Origin of the sequence: Paraburkholderia sp. MM5496-R1 (genome assembly GCF_050436205.1) — a bacterium.
Classification (GTDB): Bacteria; Pseudomonadota; Gammaproteobacteria; order Burkholderiales; family Burkholderiaceae; genus Paraburkholderia; species Paraburkholderia tuberum.
In genome coordinates, this window is sequence record NZ_JBNDLT010000002.1 from 1,345,871 (window position 1) to 1,370,102 (window position 24,232).

16 protein-coding genes, 2 rRNA genes and 7 pseudogenes are annotated in these 24,232 nt (G+C 61.6%); 12 read left to right on the top strand and 13 right to left on the bottom strand.

The genetic code is table 11. The features are described 5' to 3' along the window. Nucleotides 1-372 precede the first annotated feature (372 nt). A complete protein-coding gene (locus OKW38_RS13055; RefSeq protein WP_090803836.1) occupies nucleotides 373-1,572 on the top strand; it encodes an amino acid aminotransferase in 1,200 nt (399 codons plus the stop codon). A gap of 155 nt (nucleotides 1,573-1,727) precedes the next feature. Here OKW38_RS13055 and OKW38_RS13060 read toward each other — a convergent pair whose 3' ends face one another. Both OKW38_RS13060 and OKW38_RS13065 read right to left on the bottom strand, forming a co-directional pair. Further along, nucleotides 1,728-2,960, bottom strand: a complete 1,233-nt coding sequence (locus OKW38_RS13060; protein WP_090803834.1) for a DUF3734 domain-containing protein — start codon at nucleotides 2,958-2,960, stop codon at nucleotides 1,728-1,730. Nucleotides 2,961-2,970: 10 nt separating this feature from the next. Beyond that, nucleotides 2,971-3,768: a 3-hydroxybutyrate dehydrogenase gene (locus tag OKW38_RS13065; protein ID WP_429361805.1), complete on the bottom strand. Its 798-nt coding sequence runs from the start codon at nucleotides 3,766-3,768 to the stop codon at nucleotides 2,971-2,973. A gap of 235 nt (nucleotides 3,769-4,003) precedes the next feature. Between OKW38_RS13065 and OKW38_RS13070 the strand changes: the two genes are divergently transcribed. Further along, entirely contained in the window at nucleotides 4,004-4,975 is a 972-nt protein-coding gene (locus tag OKW38_RS13070; protein ID WP_429361806.1) for a potassium channel beta subunit family protein, read from the top strand. 119 nt (nucleotides 4,976-5,094) lie between these two features. Then, nucleotides 5,095-5,940 (top strand): 23S rRNA (adenine(2030)-N(6))-methyltransferase RlmJ, encoded by an 846-nt coding sequence (locus OKW38_RS13075; protein ID WP_184032566.1) that lies wholly within the window; start codon nucleotides 5,095-5,097, stop codon nucleotides 5,938-5,940. A 77-nt stretch (nucleotides 5,941-6,017) separates the two neighbouring features. On the opposite strand, the gene OKW38_RS13080 is transcribed toward OKW38_RS13075, so the two are convergent. The 4 genes from OKW38_RS13080 to cueR form a co-directional block, all read right to left on the bottom strand. Further along, entirely contained in the window at nucleotides 6,018-7,058 is a 1,041-nt protein-coding gene (locus OKW38_RS13080) for an ABC transporter substrate-binding protein (RefSeq protein WP_429361808.1), read from the bottom strand. A 224-nt stretch (nucleotides 7,059-7,282) separates the two neighbouring features. Then, nucleotides 7,283-7,633 (bottom strand): hypothetical protein, encoded by a 351-nt coding sequence (locus tag OKW38_RS13085; RefSeq protein ID WP_429361809.1) that lies wholly within the window; start codon nucleotides 7,631-7,633, stop codon nucleotides 7,283-7,285. Between the two features lie 247 nt (nucleotides 7,634-7,880). After that, the gene (locus OKW38_RS13090) at nucleotides 7,881-8,027 is read right to left on the bottom strand and encodes a DUF3563 family protein (RefSeq protein ID WP_429363735.1); all 147 of its coding nucleotides are present in this window, start codon (nucleotides 8,025-8,027) and stop codon (nucleotides 7,881-7,883) included. Nucleotides 8,028-8,323: 296 nt separating this feature from the next. Then, on the bottom strand, nucleotides 8,324-8,746 hold the full coding sequence (cueR, locus tag OKW38_RS13095; protein ID WP_018418651.1) for a Cu(I)-responsive transcriptional regulator: 423 nt from the start codon (nucleotides 8,744-8,746) through the stop codon (nucleotides 8,324-8,326). Between the two features lie 134 nt (nucleotides 8,747-8,880). Between cueR and OKW38_RS13100 the strand changes: the two genes are divergently transcribed. Next, nucleotides 8,881-9,084 carry a heavy-metal-associated domain-containing protein gene (locus OKW38_RS13100; protein WP_429336054.1) on the top strand — a complete coding sequence of 68 codons (204 nt, stop codon included), beginning with the start codon at nucleotides 8,881-8,883 and terminating at the stop codon, nucleotides 9,082-9,084. Between the two features lie 11 nt (nucleotides 9,085-9,095). After that, the gene (locus OKW38_RS13105; protein WP_429361811.1) at nucleotides 9,096-10,019 is read left to right on the top strand and encodes a dTDP-4-dehydrorhamnose reductase family protein; all 924 of its coding nucleotides are present in this window, start codon (nucleotides 9,096-9,098) and stop codon (nucleotides 10,017-10,019) included. A 59-nt stretch (nucleotides 10,020-10,078) separates the two neighbouring features. On the opposite strand, the pseudogene OKW38_RS13110 reads toward OKW38_RS13105, so the two are convergent. Together OKW38_RS13110 and OKW38_RS13115 are read right to left on the bottom strand one after the other, a co-directional pair. Further along, nucleotides 10,079-10,235 (bottom strand): annotated as a pseudogene (locus tag OKW38_RS13110) (transposase domain-containing protein); the annotation flags it as partial. A gap of 5 nt (nucleotides 10,236-10,240) precedes the next feature. Then, nucleotides 10,241-11,252, bottom strand: a pseudogene (locus OKW38_RS13115) (IS110 family transposase); the annotation flags it as partial. A gap of 61 nt (nucleotides 11,253-11,313) precedes the next feature. Here OKW38_RS13115 and OKW38_RS13120 point away from each other — a divergent pair. After that, nucleotides 11,314-12,881 (top strand): IS3 family transposase gene (locus OKW38_RS13120; protein ID WP_429361812.1). Its coding sequence is split into 2 segments (ribosomal slippage): nucleotides 11,314-11,752 and nucleotides 11,752-12,881, totalling 1,569 coding nucleotides; the frame shifts between segments, so codons are not numbered across the junction. A 30-nt stretch (nucleotides 12,882-12,911) separates the two neighbouring features. Here OKW38_RS13120 and OKW38_RS13125 read toward each other — a convergent pair. Continuing rightward, nucleotides 12,912-13,182 (bottom strand): annotated as a pseudogene (locus OKW38_RS13125) (IS110 family transposase); the annotation flags it as partial. A 693-nt stretch (nucleotides 13,183-13,875) separates the two neighbouring features. Here OKW38_RS13125 and OKW38_RS13130 point away from each other — a divergent pair. Further along, nucleotides 13,876-14,010 (top strand): annotated as a pseudogene (locus tag OKW38_RS13130) (IS110 family transposase); the annotation flags it as partial. Between the two features lie 191 nt (nucleotides 14,011-14,201). Beyond that, entirely contained in the window at nucleotides 14,202-15,716 is a 1,515-nt protein-coding gene (gene istA, locus OKW38_RS13135; RefSeq protein WP_429361813.1) for an IS21 family transposase, read from the top strand. A 528-nt stretch (nucleotides 15,717-16,244) separates the two neighbouring features. On the opposite strand, the gene OKW38_RS13140 is transcribed toward istA, so the two are convergent. Then, nucleotides 16,245-17,399, bottom strand: coding sequence for an IS110 family transposase (locus OKW38_RS13140; protein WP_429361815.1), 1,155 nt, complete (start codon nucleotides 17,397-17,399; stop codon nucleotides 16,245-16,247). Nucleotides 17,400-17,474: 75 nt separating this feature from the next. Between OKW38_RS13140 and istB the strand changes: the two are divergent. Further along, nucleotides 17,475-18,089 (top strand): annotated as a pseudogene (gene istB / locus OKW38_RS13145) (IS21-like element helper ATPase IstB); the annotation flags it as partial. Nucleotides 18,090-18,261: 172 nt separating this feature from the next. Here the strand turns inward: istB and OKW38_RS13150 are convergent. Next, nucleotides 18,262-19,409, bottom strand: a pseudogene (locus OKW38_RS13150) (IS3 family transposase); the annotation flags it as partial. Nucleotides 19,410-19,583: 174 nt separating this feature from the next. Between OKW38_RS13150 and OKW38_RS13155 the strand changes: the two are divergent. The 3 genes and pseudogenes from OKW38_RS13155 to OKW38_RS13165 all read left to right on the top strand — a co-directional run bounded on the left by OKW38_RS13155 (nucleotide 19,584) and on the right by OKW38_RS13165 (nucleotide 20,633). After that, nucleotides 19,584-19,895, top strand: a complete 312-nt coding sequence (locus OKW38_RS13155; protein ID WP_429361816.1) for a hypothetical protein — start codon at nucleotides 19,584-19,586, stop codon at nucleotides 19,893-19,895. A gap of 316 nt (nucleotides 19,896-20,211) precedes the next feature. After that, nucleotides 20,212-20,398: pseudogene (locus tag OKW38_RS13160) on the top strand (IS110 family transposase); the annotation flags it as partial. Between the two features lie 118 nt (nucleotides 20,399-20,516). Continuing rightward, nucleotides 20,517-20,633 (top strand): hypothetical protein, encoded by a 117-nt coding sequence (locus OKW38_RS13165; RefSeq protein WP_429363737.1) that lies wholly within the window; start codon nucleotides 20,517-20,519, stop codon nucleotides 20,631-20,633. Nucleotides 20,634-21,001: 368 nt separating this feature from the next. Here the strand turns inward: OKW38_RS13165 and rrf are convergent. Beyond that, nucleotides 21,002-21,115 (bottom strand): 5S ribosomal RNA (rrf, locus tag OKW38_RS13170). Nucleotides 21,116-21,343: 228 nt separating this feature from the next. After that, nucleotides 21,344-24,225: ribosomal RNA gene (locus OKW38_RS13175) — 23S ribosomal RNA — on the bottom strand. Nucleotides 24,226-24,232: the final 7 nt, after the last annotated feature.

Consider the following 24,232-nt stretch of genomic DNA (forward strand, 5'->3'; position numbering starts at 1 on the left):
ACCGCGAACTCCCATGCCGGGCTCTGTCCTCCACGCCACGCGTCATCGTGGCGCAGTCAGCGCCAAGGGGCAACGCACCTCGGCCTGGTCGCGCGGTCGACATCGCCACGCCCGCTCGAATTCCTTACTGCCACATGGCTCTCCAGTGCCTGTTTTTCAAGCAAATAATCGCCTTTTGCCCGTCTGGTCGTCCGAAAAAAGCGCCCGGATTCGTTACAATGCGAAGTTGCGCTCGCTCGCCGCTGCCCATAGGCCGTCCCCGATTTTCGCGTTTCGTCGAACTCACGCCCACCCGCGAAACGCCGCCGACGCCCCAGATGGAGCCGCTCGCGCGCGAAGCCGCCCTCTTTTCACTACTGCTGCCCACCCATCATGTCTCTGTTCTCCGCCGTCGAACTTGCTCCCCGCGACCCGATTCTGGGCCTGAACGAAGCTTTCAACGCCGATACGCGCGCCACCAAGGTCAACCTCGGCGTTGGCGTGTACTTCAATGAAGAAGGCAAGATTCCGCTGCTGCGCGCCGTGCGCGAGGCGGAAAAGGCTCGCGTCGAAGCCGCGCTGCCGCGTGGCTATCTGCCGATCGAAGGTATCGCCGCTTACGATGCCGCCGTGCAAAAGCTGCTGCTCGGCAACGACTCGCCGCTGATCGCGGCCGGCCGCGTCGTCACGGCGCAGGCGCTGGGCGGCACGGGCGCGCTGAAGATCGGCGCGGACTTCCTGAAGCGCGTGAATCCGAATAGCAAGGTCGCGATCAGCGATCCGAGCTGGGAAAATCACCGCGCGCTGTTCGAAGGCGCGGGCTTCGTCGTCGAATCGTATCCGTACTATGACGCGCAGACGCACGGCGTGAACTTCGACGGCATGTTGAGCGCGCTGAACAGCTATGAGGCGGGCACGATCGTCGTGCTGCACGCGTGCTGCCATAACCCGACCGGCGTCGACCTGAGCGTCGAGCAGTGGAAGCAGGTCGTCGAGGTCGTCAAGGCGCGCAACCTCGTGCCGTTCCTCGATATCGCCTACCAGGGCTTCGGCGACAACATCGAAGCGGACGCGGCAGCCGTGCGTCTGTTCGCGGCGCAGGAACTGAACGTGTTCGTGTCTTCGTCGTTCTCGAAGTCGTTCTCGCTGTACGGCGAGCGCGTCGGCGCACTGTCGATCATCACCGCGAGCAAGGAAGAAGCGGCGCGCGTGCTGTCGCAACTGAAACGCGTGATCCGCACCAACTACTCGAACCCGCCGACGCACGGCGGCTCGGTGGTCGCGGCCGTGCTCGCATCGCCGGAACTGCGCGCGACGTGGGAAAGCGAACTGGGCGAAATGCGCGAGCGCATCCGCGCGATGCGCAATGGTCTCGTCGAGCGTCTGAAGGCAAGCGGCGTTGATCGTGACTTCAGCTTCGTGAACGCCCAGCGCGGCATGTTCTCGTACTCGGGTCTGACGGCACCGCAAGTGGACCGTCTGCGCGAAGAGTTCGGTATCTATGCGGTCAGCACGGGCCGCATCTGCGTGGCTGCGCTCAATACGCGCAACCTCGACGTCGTCGCCACCGCGATTGCTCACGTGCTGAAGTAAGGCGATTCACAGCGCGGAGGTTTGCCGTGCAAGTGCAGCAGGTTCGCCGCTGCCACCGCCTGTAAAAACGGCGCCCTTTTCTGAAAGGGCGCCGTTTTTTTATTTTCTGACGGTTCGGCCTTGGTTGGCGCAGCGTCGGGGCTCTCCGCGAGGAATCAGCGCGAATCCCGATGAATATCGTGCGTGACGAACCCGGCATCGTTTTCCGGCATATCGAGCCAGTCGGGCTGCTCGAGAGAACGGAGAATATCTTCGAGACCGCTTCGCCAATGCTCGCGCATCGTCGACAGACCGAATTGAAAGTCCTTGTAGTGTCCTTCGTATTCCTTGTGCCGGTAGATCAGGTGAATCACGTTGTAGCGCTTTGAACACGACAGATCTTCGGCCAGCTTGCACCACGGATCGTCGCGTTGGTCTTCTGGCACACGGTCCAGCACCTCGCGCAGTACGTGGCGGAAACGCTGCGAGCGCTGCAGCATGTCGGTCACGAGACGCGTACGGCTCGAATACTGGATGTCTTTCATGCGGCCCTGCACGTCGGTGAGGTTGTCCGGCACCGGCCCGATCGCACTCCATAGGTCGACCTGAAACGCGAGCGTGTCGCGACGCGGCGTGGACTGGAGCATCTCGTAGAGCGGCGTATTCGACATCAGGCCGCCGTCCCAGTAGAACTGACCGTCGATCTCGACGGCCGCGAATCCCGGCGGCAACGCGCCAGACGCTATGAAATGCTCGGGCCTGAGCGTGGTGTGGGTATTGTCGAAGTACGCGAAATTGCCCGTGCCGCAATTCACCGCGCCCACCGACACGCGTATTTCGCCGGAATTAATCCGGTCGAAATCACACAGCGACTCGAGCGTGGCCTTCAGCGGCGTGGTGTCGTAGTAGCTCGCCAATTGCGGCGGACCGGACACCGTGGGCAACGGCGGTGGGAAACGCGGCACGAAAAAGCCCTTTTGCCCTTCGACGATCGCGCTCATTGCCTGCGCTGCCGTAAATGCCTTGCGCACCGCTTCGCTCGAATTGAACAGCAGGTGCTCGATCGGAGCCGGCAAGGGCGCCCCGAACGCCGGCTGGCAGATCGTCTCCCAGAATTGCAGCAGACGCTCGACGCGTCGTTCCGGTGGATTGCCCGCAATGATCGCCGTATTCAGTGCACCGATCGAGATGCCCGCGATCCAGTTCGGTTCGATGCCGGCTTCGTAAAGTCCCTGAAAGACGCCGGCCTGATAGGCGCCGAGCGCGCCGCCGCCTTGCAGCATCAGCGCGACGGTTTCGTAGTTGGGCAACCGGAGATGGCGGCGCGGGCGGGCGGCGACCGACGGACCCGCGCCCTCCCCGTCGCCCGACACGCCCACCCGCGCCCGCTTCAGATTGCGTTGCGCCATGGGCCGCCCCTTAGTGCATGTACCAGCCGTGGCTCACGACGAACGACTGGCCGGTCAGCGCCGCGCTCGGGAATGTCGACAGGAACAGCACGGTCTGCGCGACGTCTTCGACCGTCGTGAAGATACCGTCGACGGTACCGCCCAGCATCACACGCTTGATCACTTCCTCTTCGCTGATGCCGAATTCTTTCGCCTGCTCGGGAATCTGCTTGTCGACGAGCGGCGTGCGCACGAAGCCCGGACACACGACGTGCGAACGCACGTTACGCGCAGCGCCCTCTTTGGCAAGCACGCGCGACAGGCCCAGCAGAGCGTGCTTCGCGGTCACGTACGCCGACTTCAGCGGCGAGGCGAGATGCGAGTGGACCGAGCCCATGTAAATCACGACGCCGCCGCGATTGTCCTTGTACATGTGCTTGAGCGCGGCCTTGGTGGTCAGGAACGCGCCGTCCACGTGAATAGCCTGCATCTTCTTCCAGTCCGAGAACGAATAGTTTTCGATCGGATTGACGATCTGGATGCCGGCGTTGGAAACGAGAATGTCGATCGAACCGAATTCCTCGGCGACCTTGTCGATCCCCTGGTTGACGGCATCTTCGTTCGTCACGTCCATTGCCACGCCGACTGCCTTACCGCCGCCCTTTCTGATTTCTTCAGCCACGGCGTTCGCGCCGTCCTGGTTCAGGTCGGCGATCGCGACCGCAGCACCCGCGGCCGACAGAGTCAACGCGATCTGTTTGCCGATGCCGCTCGCGGCACCAGTGACGACGGCAACTTTGCCGTTCAGATTCGAGTTCAGAGACGACATCCAGAACCTCCATGCAGTTGATGAGCAATGAGACCACGAGACCGCGCGCGGCGAGAAGTCGGCCAAACGGTATAGACCGTTCGGCGGATGCAGCGCGGCGGCCGACTTCGCTATTGTGCATGAACCCTGTGAACGACATAGGTAAAACGCACATCGAACCGTATCTCTTTAAACTGGACGCTTTCGGGCTGAATCCGGGCTCCGTTCCCGTGGCATCACCAACCAGGAGACATGCATGAATTATCGACGTCTGGGCCGCTCGGGCCTGCAAGTGAGCGAGTTGTCCATCGGCTCATGGGTCACGTACGGCAACCAGGTGGATCACCGCGCCGCGCGCGAATCGCTTGCCGCGGCGCGCGACGCGGGCGTCAATTTCTTCGACAACGCCGAAGTCTACGCGGGCGGCAAATCCGAGGAGATCATGGGCCATGCGTTGAAGGAGCTCGCGTGGCCGCGCGTGAGCTACATCGTGTCGACGAAATTCTTCTGGGGACTCAACGAAGCGCCGAACCAGTACCACACGCTGAACCGCAAGTACCTGATGAACGCGATCGACGCGTCGCTGAAGCGCCTGCAGCTCGACTATGTGGATCTCGTGTTCTGTCATCGTCCGGACCCGAACACGCCGGTCGAGGAAACGGTGTGGGCAATGAGCGACATGATCGCGCGCGGCAAGGCGCTGTACTGGGGCACCTCGGAATGGAGCGCCGACGAGATTCGCGCCGCCTATGAAATCGCCGAGCGGCATCATCTGCACAAGCCGGTCATGGAGCAGCCGCAATACAACCTGTTTCACCGCAAACGCGTCGAGCAGGAATACAAACGGCTCTACGAGGACATCGGCCTCGGCCTGACCACGTGGAGCCCACTCGCATCGGGTCTGCTCACCGGCAAATATCGTGACGGCGTGCCAGCCGACAGTCGCGCGCAGTTGCAGGGCTATGACTGGCTGCGTCAGCAGCTCACGGACCCGACCCGGAACAACGTGGTCGGCCAGCTCGGCGCGGTCGCCGACGAGCTCGGCTGCACGGTCGGTCAGCTCGCGATCGCGTGGATTCTGAAGAATCCGAATGTCAGCACGGTGATCACGGGCGCCTCGCGGGTCGAACAGATCGGCGAAAACATGCAGTCCGCCGAGGTGGCCGAGCGCATCACACCGGAGATAAAGCAGCGGATCGAGGAGATCATCGGCGACGCGCACGAGTAATCGCGCGCGCAGCGCCACGCACCGGGTGGCTAACCGGTCACGCGCGGTCGCGTACAATACGCGACCGCGCGTCGCCGGCTCCTTCGGGCCAGCCTGCGCTCTCTCAGCGTCCTCTCATCATGCTCAGCTACCGCCACGCCTTTCATGCCGGCAATCACGCCGACGTTCTGAAACACGCCGTCGTGTTGCAGCTCCTGCGCTACCTTGGCCAGAAGGACAAGGCCTACTGGTATATCGACACGCACGCGGGCGCCGGCGTTTACTCGCTGAAGGAAGGCTACGCGACGAAGACCGGCGAGTTCGAGACGGGTATTGCGAAACTGTGGGGCCGCAACGATCTCCCGCCGCTGTTCGCCGAATACGTCGATGAAGTCAGCGCGCTCAATGCCGATGGCCAGTTGCATTTTTATCCGGGCTCGCCGTATCTTGCGTGGCGACAACTGCGCGCGCAGGATCGTATGCGGCTCTTCGAATTGCACAGCACCGAAATCGACGTGCTGCGCCACAATTTTCGCGACGCGGGCCGACGAGCAATGCTGTATGCGGGCGACGGCTTCGACGGGATTCTCACGCTGTTGCCGCCCGCGCCGCGCCGCGCGCTGATCCTGCTCGACCCGTCGTATGAAGACAAGCGCGATTACGGGCGCACGCTGCGCTGTGTCGAGGAAAGTCTGAAGCGGTTTCCGACCGGCACGTATGCGGTCTGGTATCCGCAGGTCAAGCGCCCTGAGTCGCAGCGCTTTCCCGATCAACTGAAGCAGTTGCAGAAGGACAACTGGCTGCACGTCAGCCTGACCGTCAGCAATCCGCCGGAAGACGGCTATGGGCTGTTCGGTAGCGGCATGTTCATCCTGAATCCGCCGTATACGCTCGCCAAGACGCTGAAGGATCAGATGCCATGGCTCGTCAAAACGCTCGGCGAGGACAAGGCTGCGACGTTCAAGGTCGAATATCGCGGCAATTGAACGCGATGTGCGGCGCGTGAGCGTGCCGCGCGCGGTTCCCCGTCACCTGTCTTGCGCAACCCGATCTCCGCATAGGCTCACTTGAACTGCGCGGCCGCCTTGCTCGCGAACTGGTTCGTATAGGTAGCACTCAGATCGATCTTCTTCGGATCGAGCCGGCTATCGAACGACGACAACGCGCGCAGCGACGTCGCCGGGCCATCAGCGGGCATCAGTCCGTCCGGCGAATACGCGTCGCGCACGTTGTGAAAGGCGTCGAGATAGAGCGTCGGGTCGCCCAACAGATAGGCTTGCGGCACCATCTTCAGCAGATCCGCGTCGCTCGCAGTCTGCAGCCAATGATTCGCACGCACGATCGCGTTGGTCAGCGCCTGCGTTGTCTTCGGATTTTTCTGGATGAAGCTTTCGGCCGCGTAAAGCGTCGCCGCGGGCATCATGCCGCCGAACACCTCCTGCGTACCTTTCACCGTACGCGTATCGACAAGCACCTTGATGGCGCCGCTACGCGTGAGCTTGGTCATCATTGGATCGACATTGGACAGCGCGTCGATCTGGCCACTGCCCACCGCGGCCAGCACCGTCGCGCCGCTGCCGACGCCGATCGCCGAAATGTCGCTGCGCTGCACGCCGGCCTTGCGCAACGCAACGGTGAGCACGAGATCCGTCGACGAACCCGGTGCGCTCACGCCGACCTTCGCGCCTTTGAAGTCCGCGAGCGACTTGATCTGATCGGCCTTCGACTTCACCACGCCGATCACGATCTGCGGTGCGCGGCCCATCAACACGAACGCGCGATAGTGCTGACCCTTCGCCTGCATGAACAACGTGTGCTCGAACGCGCCCGCGCCGACTTCGGCGCTGCCGCCCACCACCGCTTCGAGCGCTTTCGAGCCGCCCGCGAAATCTTCGAGCGTGACGTTCAGGCCTTCGTCCTTGAAGTAGCCGAGCTGCTGTGCGGCGAGGACCGGCAGATAGTACAGGCCAGGTAAGCCGCCGACGGCCATCGTCAGTGTCGGCATTTCCGGCGTGTCCTTCGCGAACCCAGCGCCCGGCAACGCAGCCAGTGCGAGCAGCATCACGCAGGCGCGCGTCGCACGCTGCATCCATTGATTGAGCATGGTGACGTCTCCTTTTGTGTTTTCCGTTCGAAGCAGTGACGCAGGCGCACTTGCCGAGATCCAAGCTCACGGCGGCGAGGCGCGCAACGATTGTCGTCGGACGGTTTCACGGACGCCATGCGCCCAAACCCGAATGAGATTGTCGGGTGCGAGGCAAGCTGGCGTATGGGGGAGAAACGGGACCGCCCAGAAGCACCGCCGACGATCTTTCGCGCCGTCGGTACCTATTGCGGAAGGGGCACCGCTCGAGGCACCGGCCGCGGCGGCACGCCACCACCCGCCGGCAATTGGATATACGGCGCGACCACGAACGGCGGCGACGATTCCGTAGGCAGCTCGACCGGTGCCGCGATCGGCGGCGCGGCGACGATCGGCTCCTGCGCAGGCGGCGAGCTGAGCAGTACGGTACCGCTCTGGCCATTATTGACGCCGCCAAGCGTATCGAGGATCACGGGGGGACGCCCGTTATCGGACACCGCGAATGCGTCTGACGCGGCGCAGAGGGCGGCGAGCGTCGCCATGGCGGCCGCGGCCATCACGGCTCGGAAAGTTTGCAGCGAACGGACGGAGGACATGGACAGCCCGATTGGTTATGAATGCCGTCTTGCGCGAAAAACGCCATACATTACCGCGGGCCGCGTTACGAAGCTAGTCGATATTCGCCATCAGCAGCTTTCTTGCGCCGTTCACTCGGAAAAACGTCGAAGCCACACGCGGATTTCGATGTCCAGATATGACAAAGCCCCGCTTTGACGGGGCTCGACATTGGTACTGCACGGCCGCGCAAAAGCAGCGCCGCCAGGTCAAACTCGAAGCGGAAACTTACAGCGAATAGCCGTTGGTTTCGAGCGAACGGATGCGCTGTTCGAGCTGAACGATATCCGACGACGAGGCGAGATATGCCTCACGACGGCTACGTTCCGCGGTTTCGAACCAGGTGCTGAGCTTCTCAAGAATGAATGCCAAGATGATGTTCTCCAAGGATCAGATCGAATCCCCGGTGATTTGACATCAGGGATTTCCCGTGAAAGGGTTAACCCGCATTATAGCCTTAAGGTGCAACCTGAATAGTGAAATGCCCGCATGGTGTGCATTCCGTTTTGGAATAGTGCACTGGAAAGGTGCAACGCATTTCCTGATTTTATTGGGATTCATCCAGGCGTTCTTTAAGTGGACGTCATTTTCGCAATTTTTATGCGCACTTTCGGTGCATGAATCGCTCGACCTTAAGAATCGGCAGGCCCGGTTGCACTTCGATTAGCCGCTTAAAGCGGACGGCAACCTTGTCCCGATACAAGATCGGTGTCCGCCAGTCGCTCGATAATCGGACAATCTGGCCGGTCATCACCATGGCAATGATCGGCCAGATGCGCGAGAGTGTCGCGCATGTCCGTGAGTTCGGCGATGCGGCGATCGAGTTCGGCGACATGTTCGAGCGCGATCCGCTTTACTTCGGCACTTGCACGCGAGCGGTCGTGCCATAGAGCAAGCAGCCGCCGGATATCCTCGACCAGAAATCCGAGCCGGCGAGCCTGGCGAATAAAGCGCAAGGAATGCACTTCCTGCGGGCCATACACGCGATAACCGGCACTCGTGCGCGCCTTCGCAGTCAATAGGCCGACACTTTCGTAGTAGCGGATCATTTTTGCCGTAACGCCCGACACGCGGGCCGCTTCGCCTATGTTCATGACTGTTTCCTCAAGGTTGCGGCTGAACTCCAATCGATCCTACACCTTCCCATGCTGGGAAGGTCAGCTACCCAAACAAGGTACGGCAGGCATAATTCGACTATCCGCAATCTGATTCCGCCGAGGTCTTTGCAATGACAACCGAACTCCATGTAGAAGGCATGAGCTGCCAGCACTGCGTTGCCGCTGTCACGAGCGCGATTCGCGAGCACGACGCCGCCGCGCAGGTTCAGGTGGATCTCGCGACCGGCCGCGTGCTCGTGGAGTCGGCGCAACCCGTCGATGCGCTGAAGGCCGCGATTGACGAGGCCGGATACACGGTCACGTCTGTGCGCTGAGGGTGCCGCGCATGTTCAAGGTTGCCGTAATAGGTGGTTCCGGATTGCTCGGCCGCGCGCTCAACGACGAACTCGCGCGCCAGACCGGCTGGCAGACCGTCTCCACCGCATATAGCCGAACGTCTCCGCGAATGGTCGCGTTGGATGTTCGCGATAGCGTCGCGGTCGAGCGTTTCATCGACCGCGTAGCGCCGGATGCCGTCGTGATTGCCGCGGCGGAGCGCCGTCCCGATGTATGCGAGCGCGATCCGGCGCTTGCTCGCGCGCTGAACGTCGATGCCGTGCGAATGATCGCCGGGGCGGCGAACCGACACGGCGCGTGGACACTGTCGATCTCGACCGACTACGTGTTCGACGGCACGCACCCGCCCTATCGTCACGACAGCACACCTGCGCCACTGAACGCGTACGGACAGAGCAAGCTCGAAGGCGAGCGAGCGCTGACCGACACGGCCGAGGGCGGATGCGTGCTGCGTCTGCCGCTGCTATATGGTCCGATCGTCAGTTGGTCGGAATCGGCCGTGACTAGCCTCGTGCCGGCGATTGCAGCGGCGGCGGCGCCGGGGGCCGAGGCTGCCAGGATGGACGCTTGGGCGATCCGCTATCCTACGTTCACGCCCGATGTCGCTTTCGTGATCCGACAGATGCTCGAGCGGCACGCGCGCGGCGAAACGGTCTCTGGCATCGTGCAATGGTCGGGCGACGAACCGATGAACAAGTACGAGATCGCCGTGCGTCTGGCAGAAGCGTTGCAACTCGACGCGCGTCTGACGCCCCAGCGCACACCCACCGACGCGACGCCGCGCCCGCACAACTGTCATCTGGCATCGAGCCGTTTAGAGGTACTCGGAATCGGTCGACGCACGCCTTTCGATATGGCGATCCGGGAGGTGCTGGCCGCGTTTCCGTGGCAGGGACAGGCAACTTCCGTATGATCCGGCGCCTTGCGTGCGTGCGGTAAGCGGCTGGCAAACCCCCGTTGACGAACGGTGAATCAGGCGACAGCGGTAAGAGGTTGCCAGTTATGTGGCAGCAATGCGGCGATGTCGCTTGCCCTGTGGGTGGGAGGCCGTGTCCCGATGTCTTTCAGATATGCGTGGGGTTCGTGACCGTTGAGTTCGTTGGCCAGCGCGCAGCGACCCGGCGAACAATCCGCGTTTGGCTGGAGCTGGAATCCGAGGGCGGAAGCACGTCGCCTGAGGGCTGCGATGCTGCGCTGGCGCTGCTGTTCCTCATAGCGCTGCTGCCCCTGGTCGACGAAGGCTTCGCCGCGCGTGAGCATGAAGTACACCATGCGGGCAAGCTTGTGGGCGACCGCGGTATTGGCGCGCGGCGTGTCCATGCGTGAGCACAGCCGGCGGTAGAACGCGCCGAGCGCCGAGTCGCTGCGCGACAGGCTCATGGCTGCCATTTTCAGCGCCTGCCGGGCGCGGTTGGCGGAGGGTCGTTTGCCGGAAGCCAGCGTCAAGCACTTCTGTTCGTGGCGGGGCACAGGCGCAGCCACGAACAGAAGTGCTTGACGCTGGCAAAGCGGCTCAGATCCGGGCCGATCTCGGAGAGGATCGTTATCACGGTGGCCACGGACAGGCCGTTGATGCGCGTCAGGCCCACGCCCGCCCAGCGCGCGAGCGCGGTACGCGCGTCGAACCGGGGGCGTTCTTCTGGCGTTTCTTGTCCGGCCCGGCCAGCTGGACGTCGTGACGCCCCAGGGGGACCAGCAGCGCCCCGGTCTTCGCATCGCACTCGAGGATGCGCTCGGCGAGACTGTCGAACATTGCGAGCGCCTGCGCGAGCACGAACAGGTGCTCCTCGCGCCAGTTGCCGGTCAGCGCCCTGATGATGTCTTCGGTACTGGCCTTGACGAGACTGTGGCGGAAACGCGCGAGCACCTTCGGGTCGCGTTCGCCGGCCACGATCGCGCGGATGATCCCCTGTCCGGTCGTACCCATCACGTCCGTGAGTACGTCGGTGAGCTGGAGGTTCATCTGCAGCAGTGCCTTCTGCATGCGCTGCACCCAGCTACCTTGTTCGGTGAGCAGCAGCTCGCGCTGCCGCACCACCGCGCGCACCACGCAGACCTCGCCAGCGGGGCGCCAGGCCGCACGCAGCAGTCCGAGACTCATGAGCTTCTGCAGCCACTGGCAGTCTTGTACGTCGCTCCTGCCCCCGCGTCACAATGGTTGTCGCCTGGATAAAATTGGAATCTGGGGGCGATAAAGAGAGAACAAGTTGACGCGTTACGGAAAGACATTCAAGGACAGAGCGGTGGCGCGGTTGTTGCCGCCGGAGAGCGCATCAGTGGAAGAGGTTGCGCGAGAGATCGGTGTGGGCGCGCAGACGCTGGAGCGCTGGCGCAGTGATGCGCTGTCCATGCCCGCTCGCGAGCGGGCATGGACAGCGGCCGCGCGTTTCGAAGCGGTGTTGAGCACGGCAGCGATGGACGAGACGGCCCGCAATGCGTGGTGCCGCGAGCATGGCGTGTATCCGCAGGAACTGGCGCAGTGGCGGCAAGCGGCCACGCAGGCGCTGGCCGAGCCCGAAGAGGCCCGTGCGAGTCCACAGCAAACGAAGCAGGACCAGCGTCGCATCAAGGAACTGGAACGCGAACTGCGGCGCAAGGAGAAAGCACTGGCCGAGGCAGCCGCATTGCTGGTTCTTTCAAAAAAACTCGGGGCGATCTTCAACACGGACAAGGGCGAGGACGAATGATCGGCCTCGAAGATCGCCAGTTCCTGGCCCGGGAAATCGATTCGGCAAGACTGGCTGGCGCACGGTTGCGCCTGGCCTGCGAGGTGGCCGGGATCGACGTGCGTACCCTGCAGCGCTGGAAGGCCCATGAGGGGCTCGTCAAGGGTGACGCCAGGCCCGGCGCGACGCGCCCGCTGCCCGCGCACGCCCTGAGCCCGCAGGAGCGGGCGAACGTGCTGCGTGTAGCCAGCGAGCCGCGCTTTGCCGACATGCCACCGGCGCGCATCGTGCCGATGCTGGCCGACGAAGGCGTGTACATCGCCAGCGAATCGACCTTTGCACGCGTGCTGCGCGAGCATGGGCAGATGACGCGCCGTGGCCGTGCCAGAACGCCTTCGAGCGCCCGGCCGCCGACCACGCACGTCGCCACGGCACCGCGCCAGGTGTGGTGCTGGGACATGACCTATCTGCCGGCAACGGTAACAGGGCGATGGTTCCACCTGTACATGATCCTGGACCTGTACAGCCGCAAGATTGTCGGCTGGGAGGTGCACGACAGCGACGCGGCCGAACACGCTGCTCATCTCGTGCGTCGTACGGCGCTCTCCGAAGGCATTGCCGTCCTTGAGACCCGGCCGGTGCTGCACGGCGATAACGGTGCGACGCTCAAGGCCACCACCGTGCTGGCGATGCTCCACTGGCTGGGTGTCAAGCCGTCGTACTCGCGCCCCCGTGTCAGCGACGACAACGCCTACGCCGAGGCGCTGTTCCGAACCGCGAAGTACCGGCCGGAGTTTCCGGTCACAGGCTTCGAGGACCTGAACGCTGCTCGCACCTGGGCTGCCGGCTTCGTGCAGTGGTACAACTTCGAGCATCGTCATAGCGGCATCCGCTACGTGACACCTGCGCAGCGTCATGCCGGCGACGATCGTGCGCTTCTCGTGGCACGTCACGCACTGTACGCGAAGGCGCGCGCGTGCAATCCGGCCCGCTGGTCGCGTCACACGCGCAACTGGACACCGGTTGGTGCCGTGACGCTTAACCCCGAACGCGACTCAGTCGTCGAGATGGCGTCGATCAGCGCAAATAAACAGCCTCTGGCTGCATGAGTGAGGCGACAACTTGCTTGACGCGCGCCGCCTGCGCCCCGGCACGTACTTCATCTGCCGCGCATCGACAAGCCAGACTGTCAGCCCGCGCCGCTCGAGCACCTCATACACCGGGATCCAGTAGACGCCGGTGGATTCCAGTGCCACGGTATCGACGCCGCACGTGAGCAGCCAGTCGGCCATCGCGTGCAGGTCACCGGTCATCGTGCCGAACTCGCGCACCGGCTGGTCGTCGGCCGTCCGGGGGACTGGCCACCCAGTGGCTGGACGCGCCCACATCGATCCCGGCGGCGTTCGGATACACCTCATCGTCTTCCCGCTTGCGCATGGCCATGGCCTGCTTCTGGCTGGTTGGTTCAGGGCAGCACCAGGGGGAAGCGTCTGAATCGACTCGATCTCTCAAACGGGATGCAGCTCGCGCCGCTCACCAATGTCACCGACGATTCCCGGACCATGCTATGTACCGGACTCGCCACACGGCGTCCGGGGACGTCGCATGCGCGCACCAGTGATCTTCCGGTCATCACGCGCTGCCGCCTGTGTTATAGCCCATCATCGTTTCTTCCGGAACACCGGGGACGATTGGCGGCCTTCGGAAGCTATGTAGCGTGAGAGTCGTCAAGGCCCGAGTCGTAAGATTGACCGTGCCAAGGTTTGCTCAACGGAGGTCATCACGGACGCAAATCACGTTACCGGACCACATGCTGAGAGCGTCATCCTGGCAGTGTCGCTTGAACTGTCTGCCGCCCAGTGGAAGGTCGCGCTTCACGACGGATTCAGGGAGAAGCCGGCGGTCCACACGGTCAGCGCGCCACAGGCGAACTTGCGACTGCAGGCCGTTCTCGAACTCATCGCGCAGCACAAGCAGAAGTGGTCGCTGCCGTCGAACGAGCTAGCGTCAAGACTAATGGGATGGACGCCCCCACCCGAAGCGGCATCAATGTGCCAAAGTGGATGTGTCGAAGCAACCACCTGACCGAGGGGAGCGCCCATCATGAAGATTACGACAGTTGGCATCGATCTGGCGAAGAACGTTTTTGCCGTCCATGGTGTAAATGAGCATGGTCGAACGGTGCTGAAGAAAGTGCTCAAGCGAAATCACGTTGCGGGCTTCTTCGCCAACCTGCCGCGCGTCAAACAAGATGAGAGCAGCGCGTCAATCAGGATGAGAGTACTGGCGTTGCGGCAGTGGTGGGGGGCGTAGCCCGGAACCGCTGCCGCAACGCCGCGCCGAGGAGCTCCCCGTCGTCGGGGTGCCTTGTCGGTGGTCGCGGTAAATCGGGTATGAACAGCACTTCCATGTAGCGAAGGGAGGCTGAGTTGCCCGGCCGACACGTCAACGACCATCAGATGAGGCTCTACATGAAGTACAGACTCAAGGAGAGGCCGCCCCAGGCGGCGGCACGCGCTGGTTTCAGCGCCGCCACGGGCTATCGCATCGAAGAGGATCCGCGATTGCCATCGCAGAAGAAGGCCCCGCGCGGGCGTCGCCGTGCCGATCCCCTGGCCGCGATCTTTGACGCCGAGATTGTGCCACTGCTCCAGTCCGCTCGCGGTATCCGTCCAATAGCCGTACTGGACGAGATGCTTCGGCGCCATCCCGAGCTCCCGGGCAACGTGCGTCGCACACTCGAGCGACGTATTCGCGACTGGCGCGCACTCCATGGCGAGGAACGTGACGTCATGTTCCGTCAGGTACACGAACCCGGTCGTCTCGGGTTATCCGACTTCACCGAGATGGACAGTCTGGGCGTCACCGTGGCGGGCGTCGTGCTGGACCATCGCCTGTATCACTTTCGGCTGGCCTGCTCGGGCTTTGAACACGCTCACGTCATTCTCGGCGGCGAGAGCTATGTCGCGCTGGCTGAGGGGCTGCAGAACGCCATCTGGGCACTCGGAGGCGTGCCGCGCGAGCACCGCAGCGACAGCCTGTCGGCGGCGTTCCGCAATCTCGAAGCCGAGGCGCGCGAGGATCTGACCACGCGTTACGAGGCGCTGTGTGCTCACTACGGCATGCACCCTACGCGCAACAACCGTGGCGTTGCCCACGAGAACGGCTCCATCGAGAGCCCTCACGGCCACCTCAAGAACGCAGTGCGTGATGCGTTGCTTCTGCGCGGCAGTCACGACTTCGACGATCTCGATTCCTATCGCCGCTTTATCGACGAGATCGTCGGTCGTATCAACGCACGTAATGGCAAACGCATTGAGGCCGAGCGGGCACTGCTTCAGCCGCTTCCGGCCCAGCGTACGTGCGACTACGAGGAAACGCGCGTGTACGTCACGACCAGCTGCGGCTTCGTCCTGCGCAAGGTGTTCTATACCGTCCCGTCACGGCTGATCGGTCATCACCTCCGCGTGCGCCTGTACGACGACCGGCTGGAGCTGTTTCTGGGCAGTACGGCCCTGATGACACTGCAGCGCGGCCGTGCGGGTCCCAATGGCAAGCACGGCCACGTCATCAACTACCGGCACGTCATCCATGCGTTGCGCCGCAAGCCCATGGCGCTGCTCAACCTTGTCTACCGCGATCAGATCTTTCCGCGCGAGGCCTATCGCCTGACCTTCGATCGCCTGCTCGAGCAACTGCCGGAGCGCCAGGCATGCAGGACCATGGCTGAATTGCTCAGCCTGGCCCACGAGCACAACTGCGAAGCGCAACTGGCCCAGGCGCTGCAGCAGTGCCTGGACGATGGGCAGTTACCCGATCTGGACGCACTGTGTTCGCGTTTCGAAGCGAAGCCCGCGAGCGCCATGCCGGAGGTGAACGTCCAGCTCGCACCGCTGAGCGACTATGAAGCTCTGCTTGACATGGCAACGGAGGTGGCAGCATGAGTCACGACATCGATGCCACCCGCCTTCTATGAGCAGGAAGTTGTCAACGTCTTTCGCGAACAGTCTTCTATGAGCAGGAAGTTGTCAACGTCTTTCGCGAACAGTCTCATGAATCATCGGTCAGGTCCTTCTGCGCCTCCACGTGCGTGCGGAGGCGCGTAATCGGGTCAAGGGCGGGCTTCAGCCTGGCGCCAGCGGACCCTTGACGCGGCGAAGGGTTCGGAATGCTGGCGAAGGCTGGTGAGCGCGGGTTATTGCGCTCGTCAGCATGCAAGCCGGTCTGCGTCCTTGGTCTGAAGCCGCTCGTCGCGCGCGTCGGACCTGACGTCCGACTACCTTCTATCCGCTGGCACTTTGCCAGCCTCATCCTGCATGCGCATTACGCCGGAACCTTGTCCCGGGGAGCATGCCCCATCTGTCAAAGCGGCTACGTCGGTAACCCGGCGGGTGGGCGGGCATGTCCACTTCAAACCGTCATACATTGGCTTCGCGGGGTTGCATGATTGCCTTATTACGATATCTCGCTGGTCACACTGACTTCAGCTGCGCGCCTTCAGGGATGATGCCGTCCTTCAGGTAGCGCCATAGCGCAATCGCCAGACGTCGCGCCACCGCGACGATCGCGATGCGGCGCGCGCGGCGGTTGGCGCCGGTGCCTTGGGTGCGCTGGTCGAACCACTGCGTCAGTGCACTGCCGGGCTGATAGCGCAGCCAGGTCCACGCCATCTCAACCAGTAACGCGCGTACCCTCCGGTTACCCTGTCTGCTGATGCCCTGATCGGTATGGCTCTGGCCGCTGTCGTAGGGCTGCGGCACCAGTCCGACGCAGGCGCCCACCTGGCGGCGGTTGCTGAACTCCCGCCAGAACAGCTCGAGGGCGAGGCGCGACGCACCCACTTCGCCAATCCCCTTCAGGCGCGCGAGGGCATCGCTTCGTTCGCGCGCAGGAGGCGACACGCTCGCCTTACGCGTCTTCTCCAGCGTTGCGAGTTGCTGCTGCGCCAGCGCCAGTCGTTCGCACTCGCGCAGCAGCCGCTCACGCAGCTCGGGCGGCAGCGGCGTGCCGTCGTGGCACTTCACCTCGTTACGGGCGAGCCGGCCAGCGAAGGCCCGGTGGTCGACCTCATCCCAGCAGCCGAGCGTGGCTAACAGTTTGCGCATGCGGTCGCGGTGCTGCAGCACTTCCTTCTGCAACTGGCCGCGATCGCGCATCAGCTGGCGCGACGCCTCGTCCTGTGGCGACGGCACGTGGACCACGTGCATGCGATCGCGCTCGCCGCGTAGCCACGCGCGCAGATTCATCACAAGCTTGATGGCATCGAGCCGGTCAGTTTTCGCGCGCCGCTTGTGGCGTTCGACCGGAATGCTCGCCGGACCGACGACGTAGCACTCGATGCCGTGCGCCTGCAGCGCGCGACAGATCCAGAACGCGTCCTGGCCGGCCTCGTAGCTGACGACGATGCGCACGCCCGCGGGCAGCGACCACTTCTCCTTGTGCCGTTCGATCAGGTCCAGCACCGCCTGCAGGCGGGCGGCGGCCTGTGGCTGCGCGACCGCGTGCACGGCGGGCTTCTCGCGTCGGCCGTCGTGCAACGCGACCTTCCAGGTTGCTGCGGCGAGCTCGAGTGACATCGCCAATACCAGTTCTTCGCCACCCGCCGTGAACGTCTGATTCGTGCGCATGATGCTCCTCCTTTGAACGGGACTTGACACGCTGATTTTAAGTATCAGTTCGTCGACGCCCCTCGCTCATAGGATCTGTCGCTGCTGCTCAACGATCTGCGGCTGCCGGCCATCAAGCAGATCTGGTCCAGCTTTGCCGAGCGGTCCGACACGGAAGGCTGGCCGGCAGCGCGCCTGCTGATGGCGCTGACCGAACACGAGATCGCCGGGCGTGATCGACGCCGGATCGAGCGTCACCTCAAGGACGCCAGGCTATTGCCGGGCAAGACGCTGGAGAACTTCGATTTCGATGCAGTGCCGATGGTGTCCAGGGCACACATCTCGGCGCTTTGCGCTGGCGACGGCTGGTTGCGTAACGGCACCAACCTGATTCTTCTGGGGCCCAGTGGGGGTGGCAAATCACACTTGTCGTCGGCGATTGGACTGAGCCTGCTGGAGAAGGGCTGGAAGGTCCTCTTCGCTCGCACGACCGACCTCGTGCAGCGGTTGCAGGTCGCGCGCCGCGAGCTCGCTCTGGAGTCCGCCATCAACCGGCTGGATCGCTTCGATTTAGTCATCCTGGACGATTTCGCATACGTCAGCAAGGATCAGGCCGAGACGTCGGTGCTGTTCGAGCTCATCAGCGCCAGGTATGAGCACCGTTCTCTTTGCATAACGGCCAACCAGCCGTTCGGCGAATGGGACAAGGTCTGAGGTTGACCCGGTTCGACGGATAGATTTGCAGTTGAGTTTAATGCGGTGTGGCACCTCCCGATAAGATCAAATCGCAGGTTGTCCACGGCCGGGCGGCGGGTCGCCTGTCAAGACCACGACGCTGCCCGGCGGTGGGCAACCCGCGCGACGATAAGCTTTGATTTTGCGCATGCAGGTTTTCGAATTCGAGCGGCGAACAGTGGCCGATGCTGCTGTGGAGGCGGCGTATGTTGTACCAGCTCTCCAGAAACGAGAACAGACGCCGCCTTGCCTGTTCGTGGGTCGCGAAGTGTTCGCGACAGAGCAGTTCGGCTTCGAGCGTGCCGAAGAATGACTCGCACATCGCGTTGTCATAAGCGTCGCCGGTGGTCCCCATCGACGGTTGTACGCCGGCTTCTCGGCAGCGCCGCCCGAAGGCAATGGAGGTGTATTGACAGCCTTGATCGGAATGTAGAATCACACCGTCATGGCGTCGCTGCTGCAACGCCATGTCAAACGCCCGCAACATCAGTTCGGTGTACAGATGGTTGGACATCGCCCAGCCGACGACGCGACGGCTGAATACATCCAGCACAACCGCCAGATAGAGGAATCCTTCACCCGTGGGTACATAGGTCGCGTCTGCGACCCACAGCACGTTTGTCGCCTCGGCACTGAAGTGCCGGCGCACCAGATCAGGCGCACGCCGGGCGCCTGCGCGTGGCCGTGTGGTGCGCGGCCAGCGCCGCCGGCTTGCCCCGCACAGACCCGCCATACGCATGAGGCGCGCCACCCGCTTGCGCCCCACGTGTACGCCTTCGCGCGCGAGTTGCGCATGAATACGCGGTGCCCCATACGTGCCGCGCGAGCTTGCATGGAGCGTGCGGATATGCGCGAGCAGTTGCGCATCGCTACGCGTGCGCATCGCGGGCTCCCGCACCAGCCACGTGTAATAGCCGCTCGTCGAGACGCCGAGCAGCCGTGCCATCATCGCGATGGGCCAGCGGGCCCGGTTCGCTTTCACGAATCCGTACCGCCCTTCGGTGGAATGGATCCCGTCTCCCTCGCGAACCAGGCTGCCGCGTGAGAGAGTATGTCGCGCTCCATCTTCAGTTGCCGGACTTCGCGACGCAACCGTGTGAGCTCCTGGCGTTCGGCTGTGGTCAGACCGTCATGCCGCACACCTGTGTCGCGATCAGCCTGCGCCACCCAGTTGTAGATGGTCTGTGCAGTCGGCTCGAACTCCTTTTCCAGTTCCTCCGGCCTGCGTCCGGCCTTCACCAGCCCGACCATTTGCGCCCGAAATTCCGCCGGGTACGGGGTACGATGCTTGGCCATAATCGGCACCTCCTTCTCCAAAGGATAGATGTCCGTTTTTGCGGGTCAACTTCAGAACGTCGAAAGCTACCGTCGCCGTACCGCCCTGCAGCGCAAGCAACAGGGACCGGGACGCCCGGCCAGCATAGCGACACCAAAGAACGTCGGCGTGCCGCCGAAACAGGAGGATCAGCAATGACGGGCAATTCGCAGCCCACAGGCGTAACGGGTGACGACACATCTGACAGTGCGATGGCGACGCCCCGCGCACTCACGGGAGCGCAACGGCAACGCGCGTATCGTTTGCGGCGCAAACGGACCGTGATTGACGCCATTGGCGAGGAAGCCATCGCGTCACGCGTTACTTTGCTGGCCCTGCTCGGTGACGCACTGGCTGCACTGGAATCCAGTTGCACTTCGACGATGCTCATCGAGATCAAACGCGAGAGCGTAAAGCGCGTGCTCAAGGCGATCATCACGCGTTACGGCATCGACCTCACCGACTGACGCGCTGTTCTCATCCAGATTGACGCGCGGCTGGCAGGCAAAGCTCGCCGGCGTCAATCAACATCGGCGTCATCACGCACGCCACCACATTCTTATCCTGATTGTCGCGCGGCCAGAATACCTGCAGCGTCACGCGTCACACAGCAATCCTAAACGACCGAAGAGCAACCATCAGCTTGATTGTCGCGCGCGTCAATCAATAAACGCTTGCCAGCGTCAATCAACGTCGGCATCATCATCCCTACCGCGACATTCTCAACTTGATTGTCGCGCGTCTCTCATCCAGATTGTCGCGCCACAGCCAACCTCCCCGCCTGCGCACTATTGGGGCTCGCAAGCTGCAGGCCATGGGCCATATGGTCCGACTGATTGCACCGCAGTTTGTCAAACCGTACGTCAAGACGAACAAGAATGACGCGGCGGATGCTGAGGCAATCTGCGAGGCAGTCGCGGGGCCGAACATGCGTTACGTGCCGGTCAAGAGCATCGAGCAGCAATCGGTGTATAGGCAACTTGATGAGCAGGGACTTCAGGGCGGCGAGTTTCTGCTGAACCTGTTGATCGTCTTTCACCGGTCAGTACGCCAACCACGATGAAGCACGGCGCGACATCAACCAGTACATCGTCGGTTTTTACAACGCAGTACGCTTGCATTCGACTTTGGGCTATCCGTCGCCCGTTGCCTACGAGGCAAAACCGACAGTAAAAGAACCTATCAGCCTGTCCGAAATAACTTGACCACTACAATTAAACCCGCCATTGCGCTTCGACCTTGAAACCGCCCTTTCCACGTAGTGATTTGGCTTACTGATACGCATAAGACTATCCGATATAGTAAGAGAGTCCTTGTGTCCTTAGATACGTGCGGGAGGCTAGCGTCGAGCGCGGGAACGCCACCGAGCAGCGCTCGGGACGAGCTAGACGCTTGTTTGTGCGCAGGTCGTATGCGCAAAAACGCGTCGATCAACAGGCTACTTTTGGCAGTGGCTGGCAACGGCGTCCGACCACGCTTGTTGTTCGTGCTCGGTCGAGCATGTTGCTGTTGATTTGGGCCGCGTAAACGCAAAAACCCCACCGCGGCGGGTGGGGTTTCTGACTGGAGGGGAGCCTGACGATTACCTACTTTCACACGGGCAATCCGCACTATCATCGGCGTGGAGTCGTTTCACGGTCCTGTTCGGGATGGGAAGGGGTGGGGCCGACTCGCTATGGTCATCAGGCATGACGGGTTGCTGCGTCGCAGGGCTGGAGTCAACCGGTTGCGCCACAGCCAATCGGGAAGAAGCGTAAAGGATTCGAGTGTGTGGGGGTTGTGTTGTTTCTGGCACAACACTGAATCCCAACCGTGCGTTTCTGTGAGCTCCCGCGGGAGGTCACACAAATCCCCTTCGGGGATCGGACCCGCGTAAGTGCTGAAGCACTCACGCGGGTCGAGACACACCTGTTATAGGATCAAGCCTTACGGGCAATTAGTATCAGTTAGCTCAGTACATTACTGTACGTGCACACCTGACCTATCAACGTCCTGGTCTTGAACGACCCTTCAAGGGGCTCGAAGCCCCGGGGATATCTCATCTTAAGGCGAGTTTCCCGCTTAGATGCTTTCAGCGGTTATCTCTTCCGAACATAGCTACCCGGCGATGCCACTGGCGTGACAACCGGTACACCAGAGGTTCGTCCACTCTGGTCCTCTCGTACTAGGAGCAGCCCCCTTCAAATATCCAGCGCCCACGGCAGATAGGGACCAAACTGTCTCACGACGTTTTAAACCCAGCTCACGTACCTCTTTAAATGGCGAACAGCCATACCCTTGGGACCGGCTACAGCCCCAGGATGAGATGAGCCGACATCGAGGTGCCAAACACCGCCGTCGATATGAACTCTTGGGCGGTATCAGCCTGTTATCCCCAGAGTACCTTTTATCCGTTGAGCGATGGCCCTTCCATACAGAACCACCGGATCACTATGACCTGCTTTCGCACCTGTTCGACTTGTCAGTCTCACAGTCAAGCACGCTTATGCCATTGCACTATCAGCACGATTTCCGACCGTACCTAGCGTACCTTCGTACTCCTCCGTTACACTTTGGGAGGAGACCGCCCCAGTCAAACTGCCTACCATGCACTGTCCCCGACCCGGATCACGGGCCAAGGTTAGAACCTCAAACAGATCAGGGTGGTATTTCAAGGACGGCTCCATTGAGACTGGCGTCCCAACTTCATAGCCTCCCACCTATCCTACACAGACCGGTTCAAAGTCCAATGCAAAGCTGCAGTAAAGGTTCATGGGGTCTTTCCGTCTAGCCGCGGGGAGATTGCATCATCACAAACACTTCAACTTCGCTGAGTCTCGGGAGGAGACAGTGTGGCCATCGTTACGCCATTCGTGCAGGTCGGAACTTACCCGACAAGGAATTTCGCTACCTTAGGACCGTTATAGTTACGGCCGCCGTTTACCGGGACTTCAATCAGGAGCTTGCACCCCATCATTTAATCTTCCGGCACCGGGCAGGCGTCACACCCTATACGTCCACTTTCGTGTTTGCAGAGTGCTGTGTTTTTATTAAACAGTCGCAGCCACCAGTTTATTGCAACCCTTTCACCCTTCTGGCGCAGGCCAGTCAGGCTATGAGGGCGTACCTTATCCCGAAGTTACGGTACCAATTTGCCGAGTTCCTTCTCCCGAGTTCTCTCAAGCGCCTTAGAATACTCATCTCGCCCACCTGTGTCGGTTTGCGGTACGGTCACTGTGAAACTGAAGCTTAGAGGCTTTTCCTGGAACCCCTTCCAGTTGCTTCGCCACCGAAGTGGCTCGCCTCGCACCCTTGAATTCTGCGCCCGGATTTGCCAAAGCGCCTTCTCCAATGCAAGGACCGGGACTTCCAACACCCGGACAACCTTCCGCGATCCGTCCCCCCATCGCATTTCACAATGGTGCAGAAATATTAATCTGCTTCCCATCAGCTACGCATTTCTGCCTCGCCTTAGGGGCCGACTCACCCTACGCCGATGAACGTTGCGTAGGAAACCTTGGGCTTACGGCGAGGGGGCCTTTCACCCCCTTTATCGCTACTCATGTCAGCATTCGCACTTCCGATACCTCCAGCACACTTTCCAGTGCACCTTCGCAGGCTTACGGAACGCTCTCCTACCATGCACATTACTGTGCATCCGCAGCTTCGGTATATGGCTTAGCCCCGTTACATCTTCCGCGCAGGACGACTCGATCAGTGAGCTATTACGCTTTCTTTAAAGGGTGGCTGCTTCTAAGCCAACCTCCTGACTGTTTTAGCCTTCCCACTTCGTTTCCCACTTAGCCATATTTGGGGACCTTAGCTGGCGGTCTGGGTTGTTTCCCTCTTGACACCGGACGTTAGCACCCGATGTCTGTCTCCCGTGATTGCACTCTTCGGTATTCGGAGTTTGCTATGGCGTAGTAATCCGCAATGGACCCCACAACCATGACAGTGCTCTACCCCCGAAGGTGATACACGAGGCACTACCTAAATAGTTTTCGGAGAGAACCAGCTATTTCCAGGTTTGTTTAGCCTTTCACCCCTATCCACAGCTCATCCCCTAACTTTTCAACGTTAGTGGGTTCGGTCCTCCAGCACGTGTTACCGTGCCTTCAACCTGGCCATGGATAGATCACCTGGTTTCGGGTCTACACCCAGCGACTGGACGCCCTGTTCGGACTCGCTTTCGCTACGCCTGCCCTAATCGGTTAAGCTCGCCACTGAATGTAAGTCGCTGACCCATTATACAAAAGGTACGCCGTCACCCCTTCGCAGAGGCTCCGACTGTTTGTATGCATGCGGTTTCAGGATCTGTTTCACTCCCCTCCCGGGGTTCTTTTCGCCTTTCCCTCACGGTACTGGTTCACTATCGGTCGATCACGAGTATTTAGCCTTGGAGGATGGTCCCCCCATCTTCAGACAGGATTTCACGTGTCCCGCCCTACTTCTCGTACACCCAGTTCTTCCATGCTGTTTTCGTCTACAGGGCTATCACCTGCTATGGCCGCACTTTCCAGAGCGTTCGACTAACAATACAGATAACGTGTACCGGCTGATCCCATTTCGCTCGCCACTACTCTGGGAATCTCGGTTGATTTCTTTTCCTGCGGTTACTTAGATGTTTCAGTTCACCGCGTTCGCCTCACGTAGCCTATGGATTCAGCTACGGATACTCCATTAGGAGTGGGTTTCCCCATTCGGACATCTCCGGATCAATGCTCGTTTGCCAGCTCCCCGGAGCTTTTCGCAGGCTACCGCGTCCTTCATCGCCTGTGATCGCCAAGGCATCCACCACATGCACTTGTTCGCTTGACCCTATAAC

Coding starts and splice junctions, on each gene's coding strand:
- OKW38_RS13155 (WP_429361816.1), top strand. CDS start 19,584: ATGACGGGCAATTCGCAGCCCACAGGCGTAACGGGTGACGACACATCT.
- OKW38_RS13105 (WP_429361811.1), top strand. CDS start 9,096: ATGTTCAAGGTTGCCGTAATAGGTGGTTCCGGATTGCTCGGCCGCGCG.
- OKW38_RS13075 (WP_184032566.1), top strand. CDS start 5,095: ATGCTCAGCTACCGCCACGCCTTTCATGCCGGCAATCACGCCGACGTT.
- OKW38_RS13085 (WP_429361809.1), bottom strand. CDS start 7,633: ATGTCCTCCGTCCGTTCGCTGCAAACTTTCCGAGCCGTGATGGCCGCG.
- OKW38_RS13065 (WP_429361805.1), bottom strand. CDS start 3,768: ATGTCGTCTCTGAACTCGAATCTGAACGGCAAAGTTGCCGTCGTCACT.
- OKW38_RS13070 (WP_429361806.1), top strand. CDS start 4,004: ATGAATTATCGACGTCTGGGCCGCTCGGGCCTGCAAGTGAGCGAGTTG.
- OKW38_RS13140 (WP_429361815.1), bottom strand. CDS start 17,399: ATGCGCACGAATCAGACGTTCACGGCGGGTGGCGAAGAACTGGTATTG.
- cueR (WP_018418651.1), bottom strand. CDS start 8,746: ATGAACATAGGCGAAGCGGCCCGCGTGTCGGGCGTTACGGCAAAAATG.
- OKW38_RS13055 (WP_090803836.1), top strand. CDS start 373: ATGTCTCTGTTCTCCGCCGTCGAACTTGCTCCCCGCGACCCGATTCTG.
- OKW38_RS13060 (WP_090803834.1), bottom strand. CDS start 2,960: ATGGCGCAACGCAATCTGAAGCGGGCGCGGGTGGGCGTGTCGGGCGAC.
- OKW38_RS13100 (WP_429336054.1), top strand. CDS start 8,881: ATGACAACCGAACTCCATGTAGAAGGCATGAGCTGCCAGCACTGCGTT.
- OKW38_RS13080 (WP_429361808.1), bottom strand. CDS start 7,058: ATGCTCAATCAATGGATGCAGCGTGCGACGCGCGCCTGCGTGATGCTG.